This window comes from Actinobaculum sp. 352, assembly GCF_003957265.1.
Taxonomy (GTDB): domain Bacteria; phylum Actinomycetota; class Actinomycetes; order Actinomycetales; family Actinomycetaceae; genus Asp313.
This window is the reverse complement of record NZ_RQSN01000015.1, coordinates 1-19,777: the sequence shown is the minus strand read 5'-3', so window position 1 is coordinate 19,777 and position 19,777 is coordinate 1. Positions and strand designations below refer to the sequence as shown.

General features: G+C 62.1%; 27 protein-coding genes. 26 read left to right on the top strand and 1 reads right to left on the bottom strand.

All coding sequences use genetic code 11. The features are described 5' to 3' along the window. The 5 genes from EKN07_RS11665 (at position 1) to EKN07_RS11645 (ending at position 3,035) form a co-directional block, all read left to right on the top strand. Entirely contained in the window at positions 1–522 is a 522-nt protein-coding gene (locus EKN07_RS11665) for a single-stranded DNA-binding protein (RefSeq protein WP_126146478.1), read from the top strand. 30 nt (positions 523–552) lie between these two features. Beyond that, positions 553–1,104: a hypothetical protein gene (locus EKN07_RS11660; RefSeq protein ID WP_126146477.1), complete on the top strand. Its 552-nt coding sequence runs from the start codon at positions 553–555 to the stop codon at positions 1,102–1,104. Further along, positions 1,101–1,505: a DUF4326 domain-containing protein gene (locus tag EKN07_RS11655; RefSeq protein ID WP_126146476.1), complete on the top strand. Its 405-nt coding sequence runs from the start codon at positions 1,101–1,103 to the stop codon at positions 1,503–1,505. Before EKN07_RS11660 ends, EKN07_RS11655 begins: the two co-directional genes overlap by 4 nt. Positions 1,506–1,611: 106 nt before the next feature. Beyond that, complete coding sequence (locus tag EKN07_RS11650; RefSeq protein ID WP_126146475.1) at positions 1,612–2,394, top strand: helix-turn-helix domain-containing protein; 783 nt, start codon at positions 1,612–1,614, stop codon at positions 2,392–2,394. 104 nt (positions 2,395–2,498) lie between these two features. After that, the gene (locus EKN07_RS11645) at positions 2,499–3,035 is read left to right on the top strand and encodes a hypothetical protein (RefSeq protein ID WP_126146474.1); all 537 of its coding nucleotides are present in this window, start codon (positions 2,499–2,501) and stop codon (positions 3,033–3,035) included. On the opposite strand, the gene EKN07_RS11640 is transcribed toward EKN07_RS11645, so the two are convergent. Continuing rightward, positions 3,036–3,260 (bottom strand): hypothetical protein, encoded by a 225-nt coding sequence (locus EKN07_RS11640; protein WP_126146473.1) that lies wholly within the window; start codon positions 3,258–3,260, stop codon positions 3,036–3,038. A gap of 104 nt (positions 3,261–3,364) precedes the next feature. Here EKN07_RS11640 and EKN07_RS11635 point away from each other — a divergent pair, with 104 nt between their 5' ends. From EKN07_RS11635 to EKN07_RS11545, 21 genes are all read left to right on the top strand, one after another. Further along, a complete protein-coding gene (locus EKN07_RS11635; protein ID WP_126146472.1) occupies positions 3,365–4,102 on the top strand; it encodes a phosphoadenosine phosphosulfate reductase in 738 nt (245 codons plus the stop codon). Further along, positions 4,102–4,467: a hypothetical protein gene (locus EKN07_RS11630; RefSeq protein ID WP_126146471.1), complete on the top strand. Its 366-nt coding sequence runs from the start codon at positions 4,102–4,104 to the stop codon at positions 4,465–4,467. The genes EKN07_RS11635 and EKN07_RS11630 overlap by 1 nt, the downstream gene beginning before the upstream one ends. A gap of 97 nt (positions 4,468–4,564) precedes the next feature. Beyond that, a complete protein-coding gene (locus EKN07_RS12665; protein WP_164546672.1) occupies positions 4,565–4,702 on the top strand; it encodes a hypothetical protein in 138 nt (45 codons plus the stop codon). Positions 4,703–4,762: 60 nt separating this feature from the next. Then, the gene (locus EKN07_RS11625; protein WP_126146470.1) at positions 4,763–5,233 is read left to right on the top strand and encodes a hypothetical protein; all 471 of its coding nucleotides are present in this window, start codon (positions 4,763–4,765) and stop codon (positions 5,231–5,233) included. Beyond that, on the top strand, positions 5,172–6,455 hold the full coding sequence (locus EKN07_RS11620; RefSeq protein WP_126146469.1) for a PBSX family phage terminase large subunit: 1,284 nt from the start codon (positions 5,172–5,174) through the stop codon (positions 6,453–6,455). The genes EKN07_RS11625 and EKN07_RS11620 overlap by 62 nt, the downstream gene beginning before the upstream one ends. Then, the gene (locus EKN07_RS11615) at positions 6,455–8,017 is read left to right on the top strand and encodes a phage portal protein (protein ID WP_206435726.1); all 1,563 of its coding nucleotides are present in this window, start codon (positions 6,455–6,457) and stop codon (positions 8,015–8,017) included. The genes EKN07_RS11620 and EKN07_RS11615 overlap by 1 nt, the downstream gene beginning before the upstream one ends. 3 nt (positions 8,018–8,020) lie before the next feature. Beyond that, positions 8,021–9,160 carry a phage minor capsid protein gene (locus EKN07_RS11610; RefSeq protein ID WP_126146467.1) on the top strand — a complete coding sequence of 380 codons (1,140 nt, stop codon included), beginning with the start codon at positions 8,021–8,023 and terminating at the stop codon, positions 9,158–9,160. Between the two features lie 19 nt (positions 9,161–9,179). Further along, a complete protein-coding gene (locus tag EKN07_RS11605; RefSeq protein ID WP_126146466.1) occupies positions 9,180–9,848 on the top strand; it encodes a hypothetical protein in 669 nt (222 codons plus the stop codon). A 21-nt stretch (positions 9,849–9,869) separates the two neighbouring features. Next, positions 9,870–10,877, top strand: a complete 1,008-nt coding sequence (locus EKN07_RS11600; protein ID WP_126146465.1) for a major capsid protein — start codon at positions 9,870–9,872, stop codon at positions 10,875–10,877. Continuing rightward, positions 10,874–11,083: a hypothetical protein gene (locus EKN07_RS11595; protein ID WP_126146464.1), complete on the top strand. Its 210-nt coding sequence runs from the start codon at positions 10,874–10,876 to the stop codon at positions 11,081–11,083. Before EKN07_RS11600 ends, EKN07_RS11595 begins: the two co-directional genes overlap by 4 nt. A 102-nt stretch (positions 11,084–11,185) precedes the next feature. Next, positions 11,186–11,605: a hypothetical protein gene (locus EKN07_RS11590; protein ID WP_126146463.1), complete on the top strand. Its 420-nt coding sequence runs from the start codon at positions 11,186–11,188 to the stop codon at positions 11,603–11,605. Positions 11,606–11,608: 3 nt separating this feature from the next. Further along, a complete protein-coding gene (locus tag EKN07_RS11585; protein WP_126146462.1) occupies positions 11,609–11,929 on the top strand; it encodes a hypothetical protein in 321 nt (106 codons plus the stop codon). A 10-nt stretch (positions 11,930–11,939) separates the two neighbouring features. Continuing rightward, complete coding sequence (locus EKN07_RS11580; protein WP_126146461.1) at positions 11,940–12,290, top strand: hypothetical protein; 351 nt, start codon at positions 11,940–11,942, stop codon at positions 12,288–12,290. Then, a complete protein-coding gene (locus EKN07_RS11575) occupies positions 12,287–12,712 on the top strand; it encodes a hypothetical protein (RefSeq protein ID WP_126146460.1) in 426 nt (141 codons plus the stop codon). The genes EKN07_RS11580 and EKN07_RS11575 overlap by 4 nt, the downstream gene beginning before the upstream one ends. Positions 12,713–12,730: 18 nt before the next feature. After that, positions 12,731–13,231: a hypothetical protein gene (locus EKN07_RS11570; RefSeq protein ID WP_126146459.1), complete on the top strand. Its 501-nt coding sequence runs from the start codon at positions 12,731–12,733 to the stop codon at positions 13,229–13,231. Between the two features lie 93 nt (positions 13,232–13,324). Further along, positions 13,325–13,810 (top strand): hypothetical protein, encoded by a 486-nt coding sequence (locus EKN07_RS11565; RefSeq protein ID WP_126146458.1) that lies wholly within the window; start codon positions 13,325–13,327, stop codon positions 13,808–13,810. A 98-nt stretch (positions 13,811–13,908) separates the two neighbouring features. Beyond that, positions 13,909–14,091 (top strand): hypothetical protein, encoded by a 183-nt coding sequence (locus tag EKN07_RS12660; protein ID WP_164546671.1) that lies wholly within the window; start codon positions 13,909–13,911, stop codon positions 14,089–14,091. Positions 14,092–14,125: 34 nt separating this feature from the next. After that, positions 14,126–17,548 (top strand): tape measure protein, encoded by a 3,423-nt coding sequence (locus EKN07_RS11560; protein WP_164546670.1) that lies wholly within the window; start codon positions 14,126–14,128, stop codon positions 17,546–17,548. Further along, entirely contained in the window at positions 17,545–18,234 is a 690-nt protein-coding gene (locus EKN07_RS11555) for a hypothetical protein (protein WP_126146456.1), read from the top strand. Before EKN07_RS11560 ends, EKN07_RS11555 begins: the two co-directional genes overlap by 4 nt. A 17-nt stretch (positions 18,235–18,251) precedes the next feature. Then, positions 18,252–19,280, top strand: a complete 1,029-nt coding sequence (locus EKN07_RS11550) for a hypothetical protein (RefSeq protein WP_126146455.1) — start codon at positions 18,252–18,254, stop codon at positions 19,278–19,280. Further along, on the top strand, positions 19,274–19,777 hold a 504-nt coding region (locus tag EKN07_RS11545), incomplete at its 3' end, for a hypothetical protein (protein ID WP_164546669.1). The genes EKN07_RS11550 and EKN07_RS11545, both read left to right, overlap by 7 nt.

Genomic DNA, 19,777 nt, shown 5'->3' with positions numbered 1-19,777 from the left:
ATGGCAAACGAACCGAACATCACGATCATCGGCAACCTGACCGGCGACCCCGAACTCCGCTTCACACAGGCGGGGATCCCCGTCGCGAACTTCACGGTCGCCTCCACGCCACGTACCCTCAACCGCCAGTCGAACCAGTGGGAATACGGCGAAGCCATGTTCGTCCGCTGCTCGGTGTGGCGCGAATACGGCGAGAACGTCGCCGAAACCCTGACGAAGGGGACGCGGGTCATCGTCACCGGGAAGCTCACGGTCCGCTCGTATGAGCACAACGGGCAGCAGCGCACCTCGCTAGAGCTGGCCGTGGACGAGATCGGCCCGGCGCTGCGCTACGCCCGGGCACAGGTCACGAAACTATCCGGGAATCATGGCGGGTACAACACGCAGCAGTCGGCTGGCGGCTATGGCGGGCAGGCGACCTATAACGCGCCGCAGGGTGGTTCGGATTATGACCCGTGGGCGGCCCCGCCACAGGACGGCACCGCTCAGCAGAGCGCGCTCAACGACATGCCACCCTTCTAAACCTATCAATCCCGCGAAAGGACATACATCATGACACGATTCCAAACACGAACCCGCTACGTTGAAGCAATCCAACATAAGAGCATCCCCGAAACCACCGCATGGCTTGACACTGCCGAGGCCGACGAAGAAATCGAATACGTGGTCCTCGAACACGTCATACTCATAAGCTCCCATCGCAAACATAAAGCTATCTTGCCCGGCGACTGGCTTGTCCTGGACGAGAACTACACGCTCCGACTCTACACGGAAACCGCCTTCGCCGATATCTACGAGCCAACCGACACCGGCGAGGACGACCAAGCTAGCCCCGACCTTGCAGCGCTGCTGCGCGACGCCACCCAACATGTAAGCACGGCGACAGCGCAGACCTCGGCACTGACAGGGGCCATACTCGGAATATCTGAGCAGATCGAGGGACTGCGCGGCCAAACACTCCCCAAGCACATTCGGACTGTCCTCAACGAGCTACGACATGAGGCGCACTATCTCAGAGACGATGGGCCGGGCTCCTACAAGGACGGTTACAAGGCCGCGCTAGACGACGTCGAACGCTACCTCAAGGAGTCATTAGCACTATGACCTACACGCCGAAACGCGTGCAGCGCCGCCGCGAGAAGGGATGGAAGATGCCTCTCTGTGGTTGCGGTTGCGGGAAGCCCGCCCGGTACGTCGGCCGCCCCACACGCTGGGGCAACCCCGCCATAATCGGCCAACACATGCCCTACCAATCCCACGCACGCGGCGACAAAGCCCGTCCCACCATCCGGGACGCCGCCCAAGCCGTCGAATGGTACACCGGCTGGCTCAACGGCGTCGTGCGTCTCGACTACGACCCAACCTTGTATCGCGTCCCGCCGAGCATTGGGCGTATCCGTGCCGAGCTGGGCGGGCACGACCTGGCCTGCTACTGCCCGCCCGACCAGCCATGCCACGCAGACGTACTACTAGCCCTAGCCAACCCGGAGGACGGCCAGCAGTGAGAATCACTATCACCATCGACACCGACCAATACGACGACACCGAGGAAACCTGCGACAAACTGGAACCCCGACAGGCCGCAGGATTCCAACCAAACCCGGAGCACACATGACCAACCAGATCACGCCCGACCGGCAAGCCCGGCTCATCCTCGACACCATCGCCGACCTACTCTCTCAAGTCCCGGCCCCAGACGACCTGATCGGCATCAGGTCCCCACGGCCCGCGACCGGCGGCACCCCGCTACCCGGCAGCCTGCCCCACGGACTCGACGCGATCACGGACGACTGGGAAACCGGGCAGGTGCGCACGGCGGACGGATGCCGGGAAATCCTCGCCGAAATCGCCGACGAATGGGCTGAAAAACTCGGCTACGAAGGGATTGGATCCCGACCAGACGGGCCACGGCATGCGTGCGACTGGCTAGCAGACCACACCGAGCATGCGTACCGTGCCCTCGACTCTGACACGTGGGACGCCTCCGTCGGCGAGATACGCCGCGTCCACTCCATCGCCCTACACCTCGCCGGACAAGACCCCGCACCATCCGGCCGATCCTGCCCAAACGATGGCACCCGGCTAGTCCGCTACCCCTTCGACGACGGGTTCACCGATTGGGAGCTGTGCCACACGTGCGGCACCGCGTACACGGAACAATCCTGGCAAGACGCCTACGGGCACGCCCTACAAGCCGCCCGAGACACCAACACGCTCATTCCCATCACAGCCCTTCCCCGACTCGGTATCCCCAAAGCCACGGTGTACTCATGGATACAACGCGGCCATCTCACACCGATCCGTATCGACGGCGTCCGCTACGTGCACACCGCACACATCCCAATAAAACCCGGTAGACTACCGGCAGACACTCAGGAGGAGACACCACGATGACACGCCGACGTGACAACGCCTTGCAGCGCACGCTGAAATCATGCATACTATTTTCGGGTTCGAAGTGTACCCAAAATCCCCGCCCGGACACAGTTACTACTATCATGAGTGGCGCACTGTTGCAGAGACACTACCGGGCGGGGATTACACGTCTCACCGCCCTATTCGCCGCCGCCATGCTCACAGCATGCGGCACAAGCGACACAACGAGCACCACGCCGACGTTACCCGCCACGACGGCCACGGAAACCACGATCAAAGCGACCACCACCGCACCACAGCAGATAACCGTCACACTCACCGACGATCCACTAACCCCGGACAGTGGCCTTTACGCGTTCTTCTTCCGCGAGACCGGAAGTGCCACGTGCACGTTCTTGATCGACGTTGATATTACAGTGGCCGCACGCGACGACACGATCCTCGCACAAGCCACGATCCCGGAGCAGTTCGCTGGCGCTGCAGTCGGCGACACGTGCACCGCATCCGCAGACGTAACCATCCCCGGAGACTCCAACGAACTAATCGTGACTGTCGATCAAGGAAATCACCTCGCATGGCAGATCACGGCAACCCCGGACGCTGACAACAGGATCACCGTATCGCTCGAACCGGAAAACCACTACACCGAAGGATGGTGATCAGTCTCCCGTCGCCTCGCGAAGGGCGCGTGTCGCACGGATCGCGATTCCCCGCTGGTACGCGTTATACGCCGACTGGCGGGCCAGCCCGCACGCCTCCGAGATCGCATCCCACGGCAGCCCCTCGTCTCGGGCCTGCACGATGAGCAGATTCCGACGGGCAATGACCGCTTCCAGCTCAGCGACCGCCGCGGCGACCTCGCGAAGATCATCAAGAGTACTCATACTCGCTAGTATACATGCACATAATCACCACTTGACAACAGTTCCGATAATGTATATACTCGGAGCATGACAGAAAATATTAGTGGTGAGAGGGGGAATCGCCCATGCCGACCATAATCAAAGGCCAACCGACCAGCGCCGAGATCATCGCCCAACTCAAAGCAGAAAACCGGCCCGTCTGCGTCTCCATGTCCCTCGGCAAAGACGCAATCGCCTGCGAACTCGCACTAGCCGAAGCCGGCGTGGAAACCGTCCTCGCCTACATGTACCCCGTCCCACCGGACCGGGAAGGCCGACTCCTCGACTTCCTCGAGGATGACATCGCCATGCTCGAAGACAAACTCGGCAAAAGAATCCACCGATATCCGCATCCCTTCATTTTCCGCGCACTCAACAACTTCGTATTCCAACCGCCGGAGCGCCTCGCGCTCATCGAGGCCGCACAATTCCCAACCCCAGACTATGAGACACTCTGGTATCTCATCCGACAGGACCTCGGCCTCGAAGAGGACACGTGGATCGCGGACGGGGTACGCGCCGCCGACTCCATCGTCCGCCGCGCCTCATTCGTCCGACACGGCGTCATGAAACCAGCCACCCGGAAAGTATCCCCCATCGCGGACTACCTCAAAGCCGAAGTCCTCGACATCATCAACCGGCATGGGATAAGCCTGCCCGTCGACTATGAGTGGTTCGGCCGGTCCTTCGATGGACTCGACTACCGATTCCTCGGCCCACTCCGGGAACACGCACCGGCTGACTACCAGCGCGTCCTCGACTGGTTCCCCCTCGCCGAACTCGAAATATTCCGCCATAACATGATGACAAAGGAGAACTCATAATGGCCCGCAAACCCCCAACCCCGAAAAACCGGACCGCACCCACCACCCGGCGCACTCCCGCACCCCGAACCCCACCAACCGGCCGCCGCCAAAAACCAGTCGACCCACTCGCCAATGTCGAATACACCGACAACCTCGAAACCGACTCCGCCCGCGAACTCTCCGCCCTCGAACAATCCTACCGAGACCGCGCCAAAGCCGAAGAAAACAGATTCCGCCAAGCCACCGACTCCGAATACTGGATCGCCGTATGCTTCCCCAGCCGCGAAGAAAAAGAAAAATTTCTCCGCAAATGGGACCTGATCGACCACGGAGACAAATACCTCGACGGCCGCATCGTCGACCACATACTCTCCAACCAATAACCCCCACCCCCGCCACCCAGCAAGTGCCCCACCCCGCCAACCCGGCCCGGTGGGGCACAACCACACCCAACCACCAACCCACCGAAAGGAGGTGACCATGCGCCGCGCCCTCACAAACCTCGGAGCACGCGCCGCGACGACCGCACGCCGCGCCGCATCCTTCATCGGCGGAACATCATCCCCGTCTCCCCCGAACATCGTCCGACGCATCATCAACCGCATCCGCGGACGATAACCCCACATCCCCCACGCCAACCCAAGCGTGGGGGATCAGCCCGACCAGAAAGCGAACATCATGGGCAATGAAACCAACCGGCTCGCCACCGCCGCTGAAAAACGCCGCCGCGCCCTCGAACTCCGCCGCGCCGGCTGGAACTATCGGGACATCGCCCAAGAAATCGGATACAAGTCCGTCGCATCTGCCCACAAAGCCGTCCGAACCGAACTCGCGAACATTCCGAAAGAAGAAGCTGACGCGCTACGCACCCTCGAACTAGACCGACTCGACGACCTGCAAGCCGCAACCTATGACCTGGCGTCCCGTGGTGACCCGGCGGCCGTGAACACGGCGCTGCGGATCATGGACCACCGGGCCCGGCTCCTCGGACTCTACGAACGCGTCGAAACTGACGACTCAACCCAGAAAATGCGGGAAGCCCTCACCGGCTTCCTCACCAGCGTGAAGGAGGTAGTGGACGGCTACGATGAAACTGAACCTGCCGACGAAACTATCCCTGAAACAAGCACTGGCACTAGCGAAGAGTGACGGCCGGGTCAACATCCTCGACGGCTCCGTCCGCTCCGGGAAAACCTATATATTCATTCTCCGCTGGGCAACGATCATGGCCGACCCGCCCAAAGGCGGCAACTTCGTCATCTTCGGCAAATCAACCGACACGATCTACCGGAACATTTTCGCACCCATCGAAAACGAAGACACGTTCGCCTTCATCGCACCCTTCGTCACCTACCGGCAAGGCGCACCCACCGCGACCATCCTCGGCCGGAAAGTTGACATTATCGGCGCGAACGACAACCGGGCAGAATCACGCATCCGAGGCATGACCATCGCCGCCGCCATGGGCGACGAACTCACGGTCCTACCCGAAAACTTCATCAAGCAAATGTTCGCCCGCATGTCCCCACCCGGCGCGATCCTACTCGGCACCACTAACCCCGACTCTCCATCCCACTGGCTCAAAACGGAATACTTAGACCGACTCGACCAACACCCGAACTGGCGCTACTACCATTTCACGCTCGACGACAACCCGTCACTATCCGACGAGTACAAGGACTCCATCAAACGCGAATACACGGGACTCTGGTACCGCCGATTCATCCTCGGCGAATGGGCCGCCGCCGAAGGCGCAATCTACGACATGTGGGACCCCGCCAAACACGTCATCCCATGGGATGATCTACCCCGCATCACCAACATGATCTGCCTCGGCATCGACTACGGCACCCAAAACCCGACATCCGCCATACTCCTCGGCCTCGGCGAGGACCACCGGCTCTACGCCGTCGACGAATGGCGACTCGACGACACCAACCGTGGACAGACCGCGTGGACCGACGCGGAACAATCCCGCGCGATCCTCAACTGGCTCCACAACACCGAGCACACACCAAACCAAGAGGACCTACAACCGGCCTACACGATCATCGACCCGGCCGCCGCGTCACTCAAAGTGCAAATGCGCCAAGACGGCGCACCACCCATCCTCGACGCCTACAATCCGGTGACCGACGGGATCCGACTCGTCGCCAACGGCCTCAAATCCGGCTGGCTGAAAATCTCCGACCGATGCCAAGGCGTCATCAAAGAAATCACCGGCTACACGTGGGACCCGAAAGCCCAAGCCGCCGGTGAAGACCGGCCCTTGAAAAAAGACGACCACTCACTCGACGCACTCCGCTACGCCATCGCCACCACCGAACGCACATGGCGACGCCACGTCACCACACACCACCGGGAGAAATAATGCCGCTACCCGCAACCAACACCGAATGGCCACCCCGCGACTGGAGGCCCGTCCTCGACGACATGAACCGGTGGGAAGCATGGTGGAAAGGCGACACGGACAGTCTGCACGCGATCTACGCTGACCAGACCAACACCCGCAAACCCGCCCGCCGCACCGGCATCGCAGGTTTCGCATCCCGCTTCTTCTGGGGCAGGAACAACAACGACCAGGCACGCCGCCCGTCCCGGCCCGACGTGCACGTGCCCGTCGCCACCGACCTGTGCACCACGTCAGCGGACTTGCTCTACGCCGACCCGCCAACCATCACCTCCGACCACCAGGCGACCGAGGACAGGCTCGGCCAATACGTCAACGACGGCCTACTCGAACGACTCCTCGAAGGCGCAGAGCTGGGCGCAGTGTTCGGCGGCCGCTTCCAACGCGTCTCATGGGACACGGCCATCTCAGACCGTCCCTTCATCTCCACCGTCGCCGCCGACGTCGCCCTACCCGAATTCCGCTGGGGACACTTAACCGCCGTCACCTTCTGGACCATCATCCACTCCGACTATACGGGCATTCTCCGCCACGTTGAACGCCACGAACTCGACACGCAAGGCAACGGGCACGTCTACCACGCCCTCTACCAGGGCACCACCACCAACATCGGCCACCCGATCCCACTGCAAGACCATCCGGCCACCGAACCACTGGCCGCCATGGTCAACACGGACGGGGAAATCGTCGATGTGATCAGCCCCGGCCTGCTCGTCACCTACTTTCCGAACGTCACACCGCAACGCCGCTGGCGACACATCCCACAGGCCGCGAGCCTTGGCAGGTCCGATCTTGACTCCGGAGTGGAACCACTCATGGACGCACTCGACGAGGTCTACAACTCGTGGATGCGTGACATTCGGCTTGGTAAGGCCCGCGTCTTCGCTGACGAGAACATTCTTGAAACGGACGCGAACGGTGAACGCGTGTTCGATCTCGACCAGGAAATCTACGCCCCGCTGTCCGGCATCACCGGCAGTCTCGCCGGAGCCAACGGACTACCAATCCACCCGTCACAGTTCGCGATCCGGGTCCACGAGCACGCGGAAACCGCCGCCGACCTGATGCGCCGTATCATCCGCGCCGCCCGATACTCGGCATCCACATTCGGGGATGACGTGACCGACGCGGACATCACCGCGACCGAGGTCCGCGCCCGCCAGGCCACGACGATCACCACACGGAACCGGAAAATCCGCTTGGAGAAACCCGCACTGCAGGCCACGCTACGCAAACTCCTCGACGTTGACCGGACCGTGTTCGGCACTGCCAGCCTTGAACCGGACACGGTCAGCGTGGACTGGCCCGACCTTGCCCGTGATTCGTCCGCCCAGCTCGCACAAACCGTGTCCACACTCAAAAACGCGGAACTACTCTCGACGAAGATCGCCGTGCAAATGATCCACCCGGACTGGTCACAAGAGGACGTGGACGCCGAAGTCGCCCGTATCTCGGAGGATTCCCCGATCACATCCCCGGACGACTGGCACGACAGCGGGCACGACATCGACGAAAGAAGGTGACATGTGGACCCGGACCTTCCCCCGATCCTCGCCGCCCGAACCGCCCGACTCGTCACCCTCGTCGAATACCAACTCATCGAGAAGATCGTCGAGTCTGTCCGGTCCGGGGAAGGGTCAACAGCGTGGGACGTGACGAAACTCGCTGACATTGCCAGGCTCCGTGCCACACTGGAACGCATCCTGTCTGACAACTGGGACCATGTGCTTGCCGAAGCGCAGGCCGTGCTCGACCAGGCCGCCGCTGAGGGCCAGTCCGCAGCGAACATTGACCTGACACGTGCCGATCCGAACAGTCGGCTCACACCCATGGCAGGCAACGGGCTGACGATGATCGCATTGGACACGCTCCGACACTTGACCACACTGCCCACGTTCATCCTGCGGGACACGCTCGACGCCTACCATGCGATCATGTCCGCACCGGTGGCCGAGCTGGCGTTGGGTACGGCCACGAAATCGGAGGCGATGGAGCACGCTCTCGCCGAGTTCACCCGTCGGGGTATCCGGTCGTTCCGTGACCGGTCCGGCCGCCGGTGGACAATTGACGCCTACACGGAGATGGCCGTGCGCACGGGCGCGGCCCGTGCACAACGATACGGCTACCAAGCCCAACTGATGGCCGCCGGATATGACCTCGTCCAAGTGTCCGGGCACGGCTACTCGTGCGACAAATGCACCCCGTGGGAAGGCACGATCCTATCGTTGACCGGGCAGACACCCTCGGGGACACACACCATGGATAACCCGCTCGGCGGCACCGCCACCGTCACCGTTGCGGGGACGATGGAGCACGCGAAACAGGCCGGGCTGTTCCATCCGAATTGTGGGCACACGTTCACCCTGCACATTCCCGGCGTGTCAAAACCTGTCACCCCGCATCGTGACCATGCGACCTATGAGGCGTCGCAACGGCAACGCGAGCTGGAACGGCGCATCCGCGCCGAGAAACTATCTCTCGCCGGGACGGGGAAGCGGACGAACCGGCGTATCCGCCGCTGGCAGTCGGAAATCCGTGCCCTACTCGATGACTATCCGAAGTTGGCCCGCCAGTCGGACCGTGAACAAGTACGACGGCCGGGACGGGCCTATGAGCGCCGTCGACCATCCGCACCTGTAGCACCCGACGTCCGGGTGTACACGTAACCAAAGAAAGGAACAGATCATGCCTGATCCCACACCGACCCCGGCCGAAGCCAAGCAGGCGGCCACGCCAACACCGGCCGAGAACAAGCAGGCGGAAGCGAAACCGGCACCCGCACCGGCCGAGAACAAGCCCGCCGAAGGCGGCAAGCTGGCCGAAGCCAAACCATCGGACAACAACCTGCCCACCGACGTCGCCGAACTACACGCCATGATCGGCCAGCTCCGCAAAGAAAACGCGGCCGACCGTGTCAACGCGAAAGCGAAAGCCGCCGAAGAAGCAGAACAAGGCATCCTCACAAAGATTCTCGCCGCACTCGGCGTCACCAACGACAACAAGCAACCCACCATCGAAGAAGTCACCGCCCAACTCGAAACCGAGAAGGCCACCGCGAAGACCGCACAAACCCAGATCGCAATCATGCGGGCCGGAAACGGAATCGCGGACGTCGACATGCTCCTCGACTCCGCCGCCTTCACCCGACACATCGCAAACATCGACACGACCGACACGAAAGCATTAACCGACGCGATCAAAACGTTCGTCACCGAACACCCCAAATTCTCTCCCGGCACCCAGGCGGCCACCGGGACATCAACGGTAGAACACGCCGGCGGGACCGGCGAAAACCGTACACCATCCACATCCCTCGCCGACGCGGTCGCCCGCGTCTACAAGGCGAAACAATAACCTTAGGAGGTATAGGCTGCCATGGCCGCTATCACCCTTGAAGAGGCCAAGAACAACACGCAGGAAGACATGGACTTGGCCGTCATCGACGAATTCCGTAAGGGATCCGCGATCCTCGACTCCCTGATCTTCGACCAGGCCGTTTCCCCGGCAGCTGGCGGGGCGACACTCACCTACGGGTACCGTCGCCTCATCACACAGCCCACGGCCGCGTTCCGTGCCCTGAACACCGAGTATGAGCCGCAGAACGTGACCACGCAGCGATATACGGTTGATCTTGCCGTCCTCGGTGGCTCCTTCGACGTGGACCGTGTCATCGCCACGCTCGGCGCGGAAGCATCCGGCGCGGTCACGCTGAACATGCAGCAGAAGATCAAGGCTGCGAACGCGAAGTTCCAGGACGCCGTCATCAACGGTGACACCGCCGTTGAACAGTACGGGTTCGACGGGTTGGACAAGGCGTTGACCGGTTCCGCAACCGAGTTCCGTGCGACCGAAGTCACCGACTGGACCGACTTCGATACCAACACGCGCGCCGAATACAAGGCGTTGGACGCGCTCGACGAGTTCCTCGCCGAACTGGACGGCACTCCCACCGTGATCGTGGGTAACAAGGCCTCTCTGGCGCGTGTCCGTGCCGCCGTGCGCCGCGCGAACGCGTACACGCGTTCCCCCGTGGACGGGTTGGCCGGTCAGAACGGCCGTCCGATTGAACGGGAATACTACGGTGGGATTCTCCTCGTTGACGCCGGTGACAAGGACGGTGTGAACGAGCCGATCATCCCGACCGAGTCCCGTAATGTTGCCGGTTCCCAGCAGACCGGGCTCACGGACCTGTACGCCTACCGTGTCGGCCTTGACGGCTTCCACGGCGTGACCACGAACGGCGGGAACATGGTCCGGCAGTGGCTGCCTGACTTCACCACGTCCGGCGCGGTGAAGCGTGGCGAAGTTGAGCTTGGCCCGGTCGCCGTCGCGTTGAAGGCGACGAAGGCCGCCGCCGTATTCCGCAACATTAAGGTGCGGTGATCACGTTGGCGCAGGTCAAGGCCCCTGTTGAGGGGTATGAAGGCGTTGTTGGCACGGCGCGTTTCGTGGACGGCCAGACGGTGACGGATGATCCGATACTGTTGGCGTATTTCGCCCGGCACGGCTACACGATCACCACCCTCGAACCGGAACCGGTGGAGGAGAAACCGGCCAACAAACCAGTCGGCAAAAAGACCGGCAAATAAGACGTGTCTGCCCTACCCGTAACCGTCATGGTTAGCGGGCACGAGGGGAAACCCGACGGAACCGGGTAGGGTAGACACCCCGCCACTCGAAGGACAACACCCATGGACGCCACCCTATACGCCACCACGCAGACAGTCACCGACTGGGCCACCAGTGAAGGCAACCCGCTCAACCCCGACGAGATCACACCCCGACTACTCCACGCCGCCCGCGTCCTCGTCCGAACCTACCTCGCCGGACGGCCAACCCCCACCGATCCGACACGACGGCAAGCCGTCCTCGACGCTCAAGCAGCCCAAATCGTGTACTGGACAACCACCGGTATTGACCCGCATGAGAACGTGTCCAAAGCCGGAACCGTCGTCGCATCCGCCGCGCTCCTCGGCGGGTCCATGACCTTCGCCGACACCACAACGAAAACCACGGCCCGCGCCAACGCCGCCGGGAACCTCTGCCCGGAAGCACTCCTCATCCTCGCAGAAGCTGGCCTGTCCACCCGCACGATACGAGTGATCGGATAACCCATGCTTGACCCTCTCTCCATCTTCGGTGTTCACACGATTACCGTCACGATCCCCGTGCAAACCCCACGCGGCCCGACCGGCGGCACACCATTCACCATCGAAGGGTGTTTCGTCGTTGAACGGTCCCAAGTGGTCACAGCGCGGACGGGTGAGCACACCAACACGACCGCGCAGGCCGCGATCCCCCTTGACGCTCCCACCGTGCCGGAAGGCGCAACCGTGACACTTCCATCCGGCCGGGAATGCCGTGTCATCATGATCGACCACGCCGACCCGGCCAACCTCAACATGCCCGGCTTCCGCATACTCCACCTCATCTAAGGAGAGTCTCATGGCTACAACGTTCCGCATGCGGTGGTACGGTCAGCGCGCGCAAGCCGCCGCTAGGACCGCGACCATACGCGGCCTATCACTCGCCGCTGAACACTTGAAAGCCGAAGCGGTCAACCAAACCCCGATCCGTGACGGCATCCTACGCGGCTCCGCCGCAACAACCGCCCTCGACGCGGGCATGACACAAGTCGTTTCCTTCAACACGCCCTACGCGGTCCGCCAACACGAAGAAACCGGCTACCGTCACCCGAAGGGAGGCAACGCGAAATACCTCGAAAACCCGCTACGAGACGAACATGACACGCTCATGCGACTCATCGCAGCAGAGGAACAGAAAGCGCTCAAATGATCTCCCACACGGACGTGATCGACGCTGTCGCAACCCGGCTCGCGACCGCCCACATCGCAGCATGGGACGGACCCGACCGGCCACTACCCGACAACGGACTACCACCCGTATTCGTCAAACGGCTCCAAGCCACCCCGGATACGGCGTTCGCGGTCAACGTGTACAACATGACACTGTCCCCCGACCCGTCCCTTCCGGGACAGGTCGCCTACGTGCAAATACGCACCCGGGCACCATATGATGCGGACCCCCTCGCTGACATGGCCGCCGCCGCGTTGCATGGCGTCCACGCCGAATCATGGACCGGCACGGTCCGTGTCGGCCGGTGCCGTCACCTGTCCACTGCTCAACTCGGCGCGGACCCCGACACGCTCCTCGACGAACGCACCGACAACTACGAAATCCACCTATCAACCAACTAGAGAAGAGGAAAAAGAGAGATGTCTCAACCCACCGGCGACTACACATTCTCGTACGAATACGGCGTCGATATTAAGCTCACGGATGGCTCATGGCAGCCGATCCGGTTCATCTCGGCCGTGCAACCCACCGTATCCGCGAAAGAGCTGGACGGTGCCACCTACGATGACAAGGGCGCAGACCACCCGGTGAAGGTCGGTGAGACCGCGTCCCTCACGTTCAACGTGCAAGGCCATCGTCTCGCGGACGGCGCATACCTGCCCGAAGTGGAAGCACTGCTCGCAGCGAACGAACCGGACGCGACCGGTACGAAGGCGACTGTGACAGTCCGCTACTATGACAAGCCCGCCGCGGGCACAGCGAACCCGAACGACGCCTACGAACTGGATGCCACCGTGAACGCGTTCGCCCGCCAGAACACGGACAACGCCTCACTAGGCGGCTGGACTGTCACATTGAACGGTCAAGGCCCGCGCCGTAAGATCACGAACCCGGCAGCCACACCCGGCACCGGCGAGTAATAAGCCAGCGTGTGGGGTGGGCTTTTCTGTCTCCTTTCACCACCCCACACGCACCCCCACCAGCCCCACGTTCCCGTTTGGAGGTCTAAAATCGTGCCCGCGCTTTCCAACCATGCCCCGTCATTGTCTGGCATGTTCACCCCGCCACTGGTCATCACCGCACCAGACGGCACCGACGTCACTATTCCACCGCCACCGAAAGAGGACGGACTTATCCTCACGGCGATCTACACGCAGCTGGCCCGGTCCGCACTTGACGGTGACCCGAGCGACGTGTGTCCAACCTGTGGCACGCCCTTAGCGGTGGCAACGAACCCGGACCTGCAACACGTCATCGATACGGAAACCCGCGACATTGAAGAGATCGCCCTATCGAAACCCATCTACGACCAGCTCATCGCCGGTGGTATTAACGGCGACGACCTGCACGTGATGGGCTTCTACGCGTTCATGTTCTGGGTCGCCGGGAAGTCAGCGGCAGATAACTGGGTGGAAACCCGTGTCGGGATCCCCGCCGAGAAGGCCGGTATGCGCCCAAAAGGCTCGAAACGCTCGAAGAATGGGCGGCCTACGGGGTAGGGGAACCGGACGAGAACGGAATCTACCCGGACTATCGGCCACCGGCCAGCCTACGCCCTGAACCACCCTCGGCGACCGCCGAGGGTGGGCCGGTTGCCGTGTTCACACCGCAGATGATCGTCGAGCATTGGGCCGATATTTGCGTCGACCTGCACGAAACGTTCGGCGTGGACGTGGACGACCCGACACTTCACCGGACATGGCCGTGGCTGTATGCGCGGATTGTCGCGGTCGCGGCACGTCCCGGCACACGCCTACACCACATCCTATTCGCCACCTAAAACTCACACGCTTCACGGAAGGACAGCCCCGAAAATGCTTGTTGGTGAACTTGAGGCCGTCCTAACCGCTGACACGTCAAAGTTTGACTCCGCGCTCGGCAAAGCCGAATCCGGGCTGAAGAAGACCGCGACCGCGTTCACGACGATTGCCACGGCCGGTGTGGCCGCCACCGGTGGCATGATCACGTCCCTGTTCAAAGTCGGCACCTCGTATAACCAGTTACAGCAGTCCTCACGGGCCGCGCTGACAACTCTGCTCGGCTCCACTGAGGCGGCGAACGCCCAGCTGGCCAAGTTTGACGACTTCGCCCGGAACTCGCCGTTCGCCAGGGACACGTTCCTCGTTGCACAGCAGCAGCTCCTCGGATTCGGTGTCGCAGCGGAAAAAGTCATTCCGATGCTGTCCGCGATCCAAGACGCTGTCGCCGCGACCGGTGGCTCAAACCAGCAGATAGCCGATCTCGCATTCGTCCTCGCCCAAGTGTCCGCCGCCGGTAAAGTCACAGGCCAAGACCTGCTGCAACTCGGACAACGCGGCGTCGACGCGGCAACGATCATCGGTGACCAGATGGGCATCACCGGTGAAAAAGTCCGTGAAATGATCTCCGCAGGGAAAATATCCGCCGAGGACTTCCTCGACTATTTAACGACGGGCATGTCGGAGAAGTACGAGAACGCGGCCGCGAACCTGAAAGACACGTTCGTCGGTGCGGCTGACCGGGTGAAAGCCGCCTGGCGTGACATCGGATCGATCATCTCTGCCCCGTTCGTGGACCCGCAAGGCGGCGGCTATCTCACCACGTGGTTTAACGACGTCGCGGACAACCTGCGCGCCTTGCAATCACTGGCGGAGCCGATCATGACGATCATCATGACCCGGTGGAAGCGGCCCTTGGACGAAGTTCACGCGAAACTGCAAGAGCTGGCGGCCGTGATCCGCACAATGGACGCCTACACGCTCACGCAACAATTCGACGGACTGCTGGGCACGCTGAAACAGTACGCGCCCGTGATCGGCGCAGTGGTCGGGTCCATGGGCGGCCTCATCACGGGCGTGCCAATCCTCGGGAAAGCGTTCTCCGCGCTCGGACTTGGCATTAACCCTGTCGTGGGTGCGATGATCGGCCTGACGGCGGCCACGCCGGAAGTGCGGGACGGCCTGTCACAGGTCGCTTCGGCGATCACACCGCTACTCGTCGCCGGTGGTGAGATCACGGCGATCTTCGCGAAGTTCGCATCCGACGCGATCCGCACGCTCGCCCCGGCGTTGGCTGATTTGGCGACCGCTATCGCGGATGCGGGCGTGCCTATCGCCGAGATGTTGGTCCCGGCGGCACAGTCCGCTGTGGACGTCCTCACCCCGATTGTGGGTGTTGTCGCCGACGTCGTCTCGTGGATGTCGGAACTACCGGCACCGCTACTGACGGCGGCGTCCGCGTTCATCATGTTCCACGGCCAGATCGGCAAAGTCCAGGACATCCTCGGCTCGGCGTTCACAGGCGCGTTCCACACGGCGAAGGGCGCGATCTCTGATTTCACTGAGTCACTGCATGTTGCGAAGCTTAATGGTATCGCGAAGCCGGTGGCGACGATACAGGCCGGCATGTACGGGCTGGGTACGGCGGCCCGTGCTGCTGGTAATGCGTTGAAGACGGCGTTCATGTCGAACGCTCTTGGCTTGGCGATCACGGGCTTGTCTGCCGTGATTTCCGCGTTCGCGTCGGAGAACCACGAGGCAAAGCAGCGTGTCGACTCGTTCAAGGACTCGTTGGACGACACGACGGCGGCTGTCACGGATCAAACCCGGGCACTGGTCGCGTCCCGACTGTCCGAATTGGGTATCTTGGACGACCTGAAGGAAGCGGGAATCTCACAGGCCGAGTACACGGCCGGCATCCTACGCGAAGGCGATGCGCATGATCGTGTCACGGAAGCGATCAACAAGCAGCGTAACGCCGTCTACGAGATGAAGGATGAAAACGGTGAAACATTCCAGGTGACGATTGACCGGAACAATCAGATCCGGCAAGCCTATGAGGACCTGTCAAACGAGGTGCAGGACGGTATCGAGCAGAAGAAGATACAGATCGGATTCGAAGAGCAACTCGCGGACGCCGTCTATGATGTCGCGGACGCGAACAGGGACGCTCTTGTTACCGCTCGAGAGCTGGCCGACTATCGGAATCAGCAGGCTAACGCGGCAGCGAAAGCCATGAAAGCTGAGCTTGACTATGCGAGCCAGCTCGAACGGACCATGGAGGCCATGGACGGTGTTGCTGGCGCGTCCACTGAGGAAACCTACGCGCTTCTCAGTCTGCGGGACGCGGCAATGGACAACGTCAACGCACAGGCAGAACTTGGTGGATCGTCCCGAGACATGCAGGCACTCATGCAACAGTGCCGAGACGATTTCATTAACGCGGCCGAAGCCGCCGGAATGACACGGGATGAAGCGGAAGACCTCGCTGACAAGCTCGGCCTGATCCCGTCCGAGGTGCACACCAAAGTCGATCTTGACGTTGCCGAGGCCCTGCAAACGTCGAAAACGTTCGTCACCGACATTAACGAGATGGAAGGCACGATCTCCATCAACGGGAACACGGTCGACGCCGAGCAGACGTTGGCGGAGTTCGGCCTGCAGGTTGATGAGACGACGGGCACGGTCACGATTAACGGGAACGAGTACCCGGCCGACATGACACTATCCCAACTGATCGGGAAGGTCAACACGTCGGAAGGAACCGTGACTATTGAGGGTAATGACTATCCGGCGGCGGACGTTCTCACGGCCTATATTGACTCGGTCAACAGGGGCGCGGGGACGGTCACGATCAACGGCAAAGATTATCCTGCCCGCACGGTACTGTCATCCCTCGAATCGACGATCAATGAGACGAACGGCCGCGTCATCATCAACGGTGACAACTCGAACGCTAAAGGCGCAGTCAACGAAGTACAACGCTACGCAAACCAGAACCCCGTAACAGTCCCCGTCAAGATGAATTGGACGGGGATCGCCGCGAACATAGCTGCGGGAGTGTCGGGATTGCGCGGAGCCGGGGCGAGCCGATTCGCAGACGGCGGCATCACCGAACCGCACGTTGCACAAATCGCACCGGCCGGAGCGTGGCGTGTCTGGGCAGAACCCGAAACCGGCGGCGAAGCCTACATACCGCTCGCGAACTCGAAACGGGACCGGTCCACGGCCATTCTCGGCGAGGTTGCATCCAGGTTCGGCTACCAGTTGATCCGCTCCTACGCCGACGGCGGTGTCAACGCGACACCAACAGTCACCACGGGAGGCACGTACACTGCGGCGTCAATCATTGCGACGGCCATCGCCGCCGGACTGGACGGTGCCAAACTCTCCCTCGACGCCGACGGGCAACAATTCAACGCCTACGTCGCAGGAGTATCTGAAGAACGGATCATCGCCGCGTTGAAAGGCCGCATATGACAGTCACATCATGGGTAGCGAAACACTCCGGGCTGCCGTCGTTTTACGGGCATGATTGCACGATCACCACGCGGGACGGGCGGACCCTACACGAAGGCGGGACCGGTCACGTCTACCTGTCCGACATGCTCGCCACCCCCGGCATCCCAACCGACTATGTTGTGGACGGTCACCCGGTCAGCTTGACCCGTGACGGGCAAGGCGCCCGGTTCGGCTTGATCACCAACGAGCATGGGCGGACCATTCCCGGACTGTGGCTCCGTGACACGGGCGACGGACAAGACTGGGCGTCGTCCGTGTCGCTGGTTAATGGCCGCTATGCGACATGGCCAGCATGGAAGGTCGGCCGGACAGGCACAGCGAGCCTCATCTCATGGGACCCGGACATGATCACCGACCTGTGGGACCTGCTACGCGCACCGGGAGTCAAAGTGTTCACGCCCGGAGGTGCCGTGCCCGGCATGGCCGCTCCACGGGCCATCGTCATCAATTCCGTGGAATCGTCCCGCGTATCCCCTACGGGTGCCGTGCAGTGGACAGTGAAATGGACCGAGCTCCCAACGGTCGCAGTAGGTCACGGCCGGGCACCCGTGATCACATGGGGCGAATACGAGAAGGCCTATGGGACGTGGACGACGGGCAGTCTTGTCGACGTCCTGCATGACCTGGCAGGAATGCCAGCCTGACGGGAAGGGAAGGGACTATGCGGCTCGGACCATCCCTTGAAACGACGTGGGCGGCGACGGTTGATTGTGAACTGGTTGCCTACCGGGCTGGCCGCGTCCTCGCCACGGCGATTCCGAACACGGACAGTCTGCTCGAAGTGTCGGCGGGGAACATGCCAGCTGAGAAGTTGACGTTCACCGCTCCCCGCGACTGGACGCCAACATCGCCATATGACCCGTTGAATAACTACGGGCAGGAACTCGGCGTCACGGTGCGGATGGTTGCGGACGGTGTGCCGTGGCATGTCAACATGGGCCGGTACATGGTGACCGGGTGGGCGGAAAAAACGGGCGGCGTACAGGTCACGGCAGTGGGACTGTTGCAGCGGCTCGTGGAGAATCCGGCCGTGTGGCCGTCGTCCCCGCCAGCCGGTGCGACGCTCTACTCGGAAGCTCGACGTCTCGCTCCCGGCCTGCCTATCCGACTCCACGCCCGGGACCGGGGTATTCCACGCACGTTCGAGTGGGGTACCAGCCGGGTTGAAGCATTGCAGGAATTATGCGACTCGTACGGCCTGGACATGCTGATCCGTGCGGATGGCTACCTGCATCTGGTCCCGCACCGTGACGGCGGCAGCCCGGACATCACCTACCGTGACGTGGTGATCGAGGCGCCCCGCGAGTCTGTGAACCGGCGTGCGAACCAATGGATCGTGTACGGGAAGGAAACCGACGGCGTGCAACCGATTGCGATCACCACGGCGGACGAAGCCCCGTATGATCCCGGATCGTATGGACGGCTTGTGGAGCACCATCAGATGAGTATCGCAGAGGATCAGTCGGCGGTCACGGCCGCCGCTGGCACGTACATGCGGAAACGACTCAACGCGGCCAGGAAACGCAGTATTTCAGTTCGTCCGGACCCACGGATCGAGATTGGCGACATCATACAGGCCATCTCCGACACGGAAATTGTCACGGGACGGGTCACAGGCTACTCGCTGCCATTGGTGGCGGGAACATCGAAAACGGATATGCGGATCGACGTGGAGGAACTGCAATGGTAAGACCGAGCATCCATTTGGACCTTGGGAATAGTGATGATGCGGATCGTCGGGACGGGCGGACGGACACGCCACTGTCCGGCACTGTCATCGGCGTGGACGAGGAAACCGGGAAGGTTGAGGTCCGATTCGACGGTGCCCCGGAAGGGGAGACGGTGCTTGTCTCGGCTGACGGGGTCACGGCGGAAGGTGGCCGTGTCCGCGTACTGCGGGACACGGCGGGCCGTGGTGTGCAGGCGGTGACAGTGTCCACCCCGGAGGATGCGGTTCTCGTGCCGATGGGCGCCACAGGGCACGCGCTTGTCAAGATTGGACAGGACCTTACGGACGCGCAAGCACAGTTGGAAGCGGCCGGTGCCCTGCGGGACACGAAGATCGCACAGGCTGAGGAGGCGCTTCGTCAGGCGGGGGAAACATTGGAAGCGGTCAAGGCCGGGGATATTGAGCCGACGGCCGAGTTGTGGCTGAAACTCTTGCAGGTGGCCGGTAATGCGACGATT

Coding starts and splice junctions, on each gene's coding strand:
- EKN07_RS11665 (WP_126146478.1), top strand. CDS start 1: ATGGCAAACGAACCGAACATCACGATCATCGGCAACCTGACCGGCGAC.
- EKN07_RS11550 (WP_126146455.1), top strand. CDS start 18,252: ATGCGGCTCGGACCATCCCTTGAAACGACGTGGGCGGCGACGGTTGAT.
- EKN07_RS11645 (WP_126146474.1), top strand. CDS start 2,499: ATGAGTGGCGCACTGTTGCAGAGACACTACCGGGCGGGGATTACACGT.
- EKN07_RS11560 (WP_164546670.1), top strand. CDS start 14,126: ATGCTTGTTGGTGAACTTGAGGCCGTCCTAACCGCTGACACGTCAAAG.
- EKN07_RS11570 (WP_126146459.1), top strand. CDS start 12,731: ATGTCTCAACCCACCGGCGACTACACATTCTCGTACGAATACGGCGTC.
- EKN07_RS11620 (WP_126146469.1), top strand. CDS start 5,172: ATGAAACTGAACCTGCCGACGAAACTATCCCTGAAACAAGCACTGGCA.
- EKN07_RS11605 (WP_126146466.1), top strand. CDS start 9,180: ATGCCTGATCCCACACCGACCCCGGCCGAAGCCAAGCAGGCGGCCACG.
- EKN07_RS11630 (WP_126146471.1), top strand. CDS start 4,102: ATGGCCCGCAAACCCCCAACCCCGAAAAACCGGACCGCACCCACCACC.
- EKN07_RS11640 (WP_126146473.1), bottom strand. CDS start 3,260: ATGAGTACTCTTGATGATCTTCGCGAGGTCGCCGCGGCGGTCGCTGAG.
- EKN07_RS11590 (WP_126146463.1), top strand. CDS start 11,186: ATGGACGCCACCCTATACGCCACCACGCAGACAGTCACCGACTGGGCC.
- EKN07_RS11635 (WP_126146472.1), top strand. CDS start 3,365: ATGCCGACCATAATCAAAGGCCAACCGACCAGCGCCGAGATCATCGCC.
- EKN07_RS11625 (WP_126146470.1), top strand. CDS start 4,763: ATGGGCAATGAAACCAACCGGCTCGCCACCGCCGCTGAAAAACGCCGC.
- EKN07_RS11660 (WP_126146477.1), top strand. CDS start 553: ATGACACGATTCCAAACACGAACCCGCTACGTTGAAGCAATCCAACAT.
- EKN07_RS11555 (WP_126146456.1), top strand. CDS start 17,545: ATGACAGTCACATCATGGGTAGCGAAACACTCCGGGCTGCCGTCGTTT.
- EKN07_RS12665 (WP_164546672.1), top strand. CDS start 4,565: ATGCGCCGCGCCCTCACAAACCTCGGAGCACGCGCCGCGACGACCGCA.
- EKN07_RS11600 (WP_126146465.1), top strand. CDS start 9,870: ATGGCCGCTATCACCCTTGAAGAGGCCAAGAACAACACGCAGGAAGAC.
- EKN07_RS11615 (WP_206435726.1), top strand. CDS start 6,455: ATGCCGCTACCCGCAACCAACACCGAATGGCCACCCCGCGACTGGAGG.
- EKN07_RS11580 (WP_126146461.1), top strand. CDS start 11,940: ATGGCTACAACGTTCCGCATGCGGTGGTACGGTCAGCGCGCGCAAGCC.
- EKN07_RS11655 (WP_126146476.1), top strand. CDS start 1,101: ATGACCTACACGCCGAAACGCGTGCAGCGCCGCCGCGAGAAGGGATGG.
- EKN07_RS11585 (WP_126146462.1), top strand. CDS start 11,609: ATGCTTGACCCTCTCTCCATCTTCGGTGTTCACACGATTACCGTCACG.
- EKN07_RS11575 (WP_126146460.1), top strand. CDS start 12,287: ATGATCTCCCACACGGACGTGATCGACGCTGTCGCAACCCGGCTCGCG.
- EKN07_RS11650 (WP_126146475.1), top strand. CDS start 1,612: ATGACCAACCAGATCACGCCCGACCGGCAAGCCCGGCTCATCCTCGAC.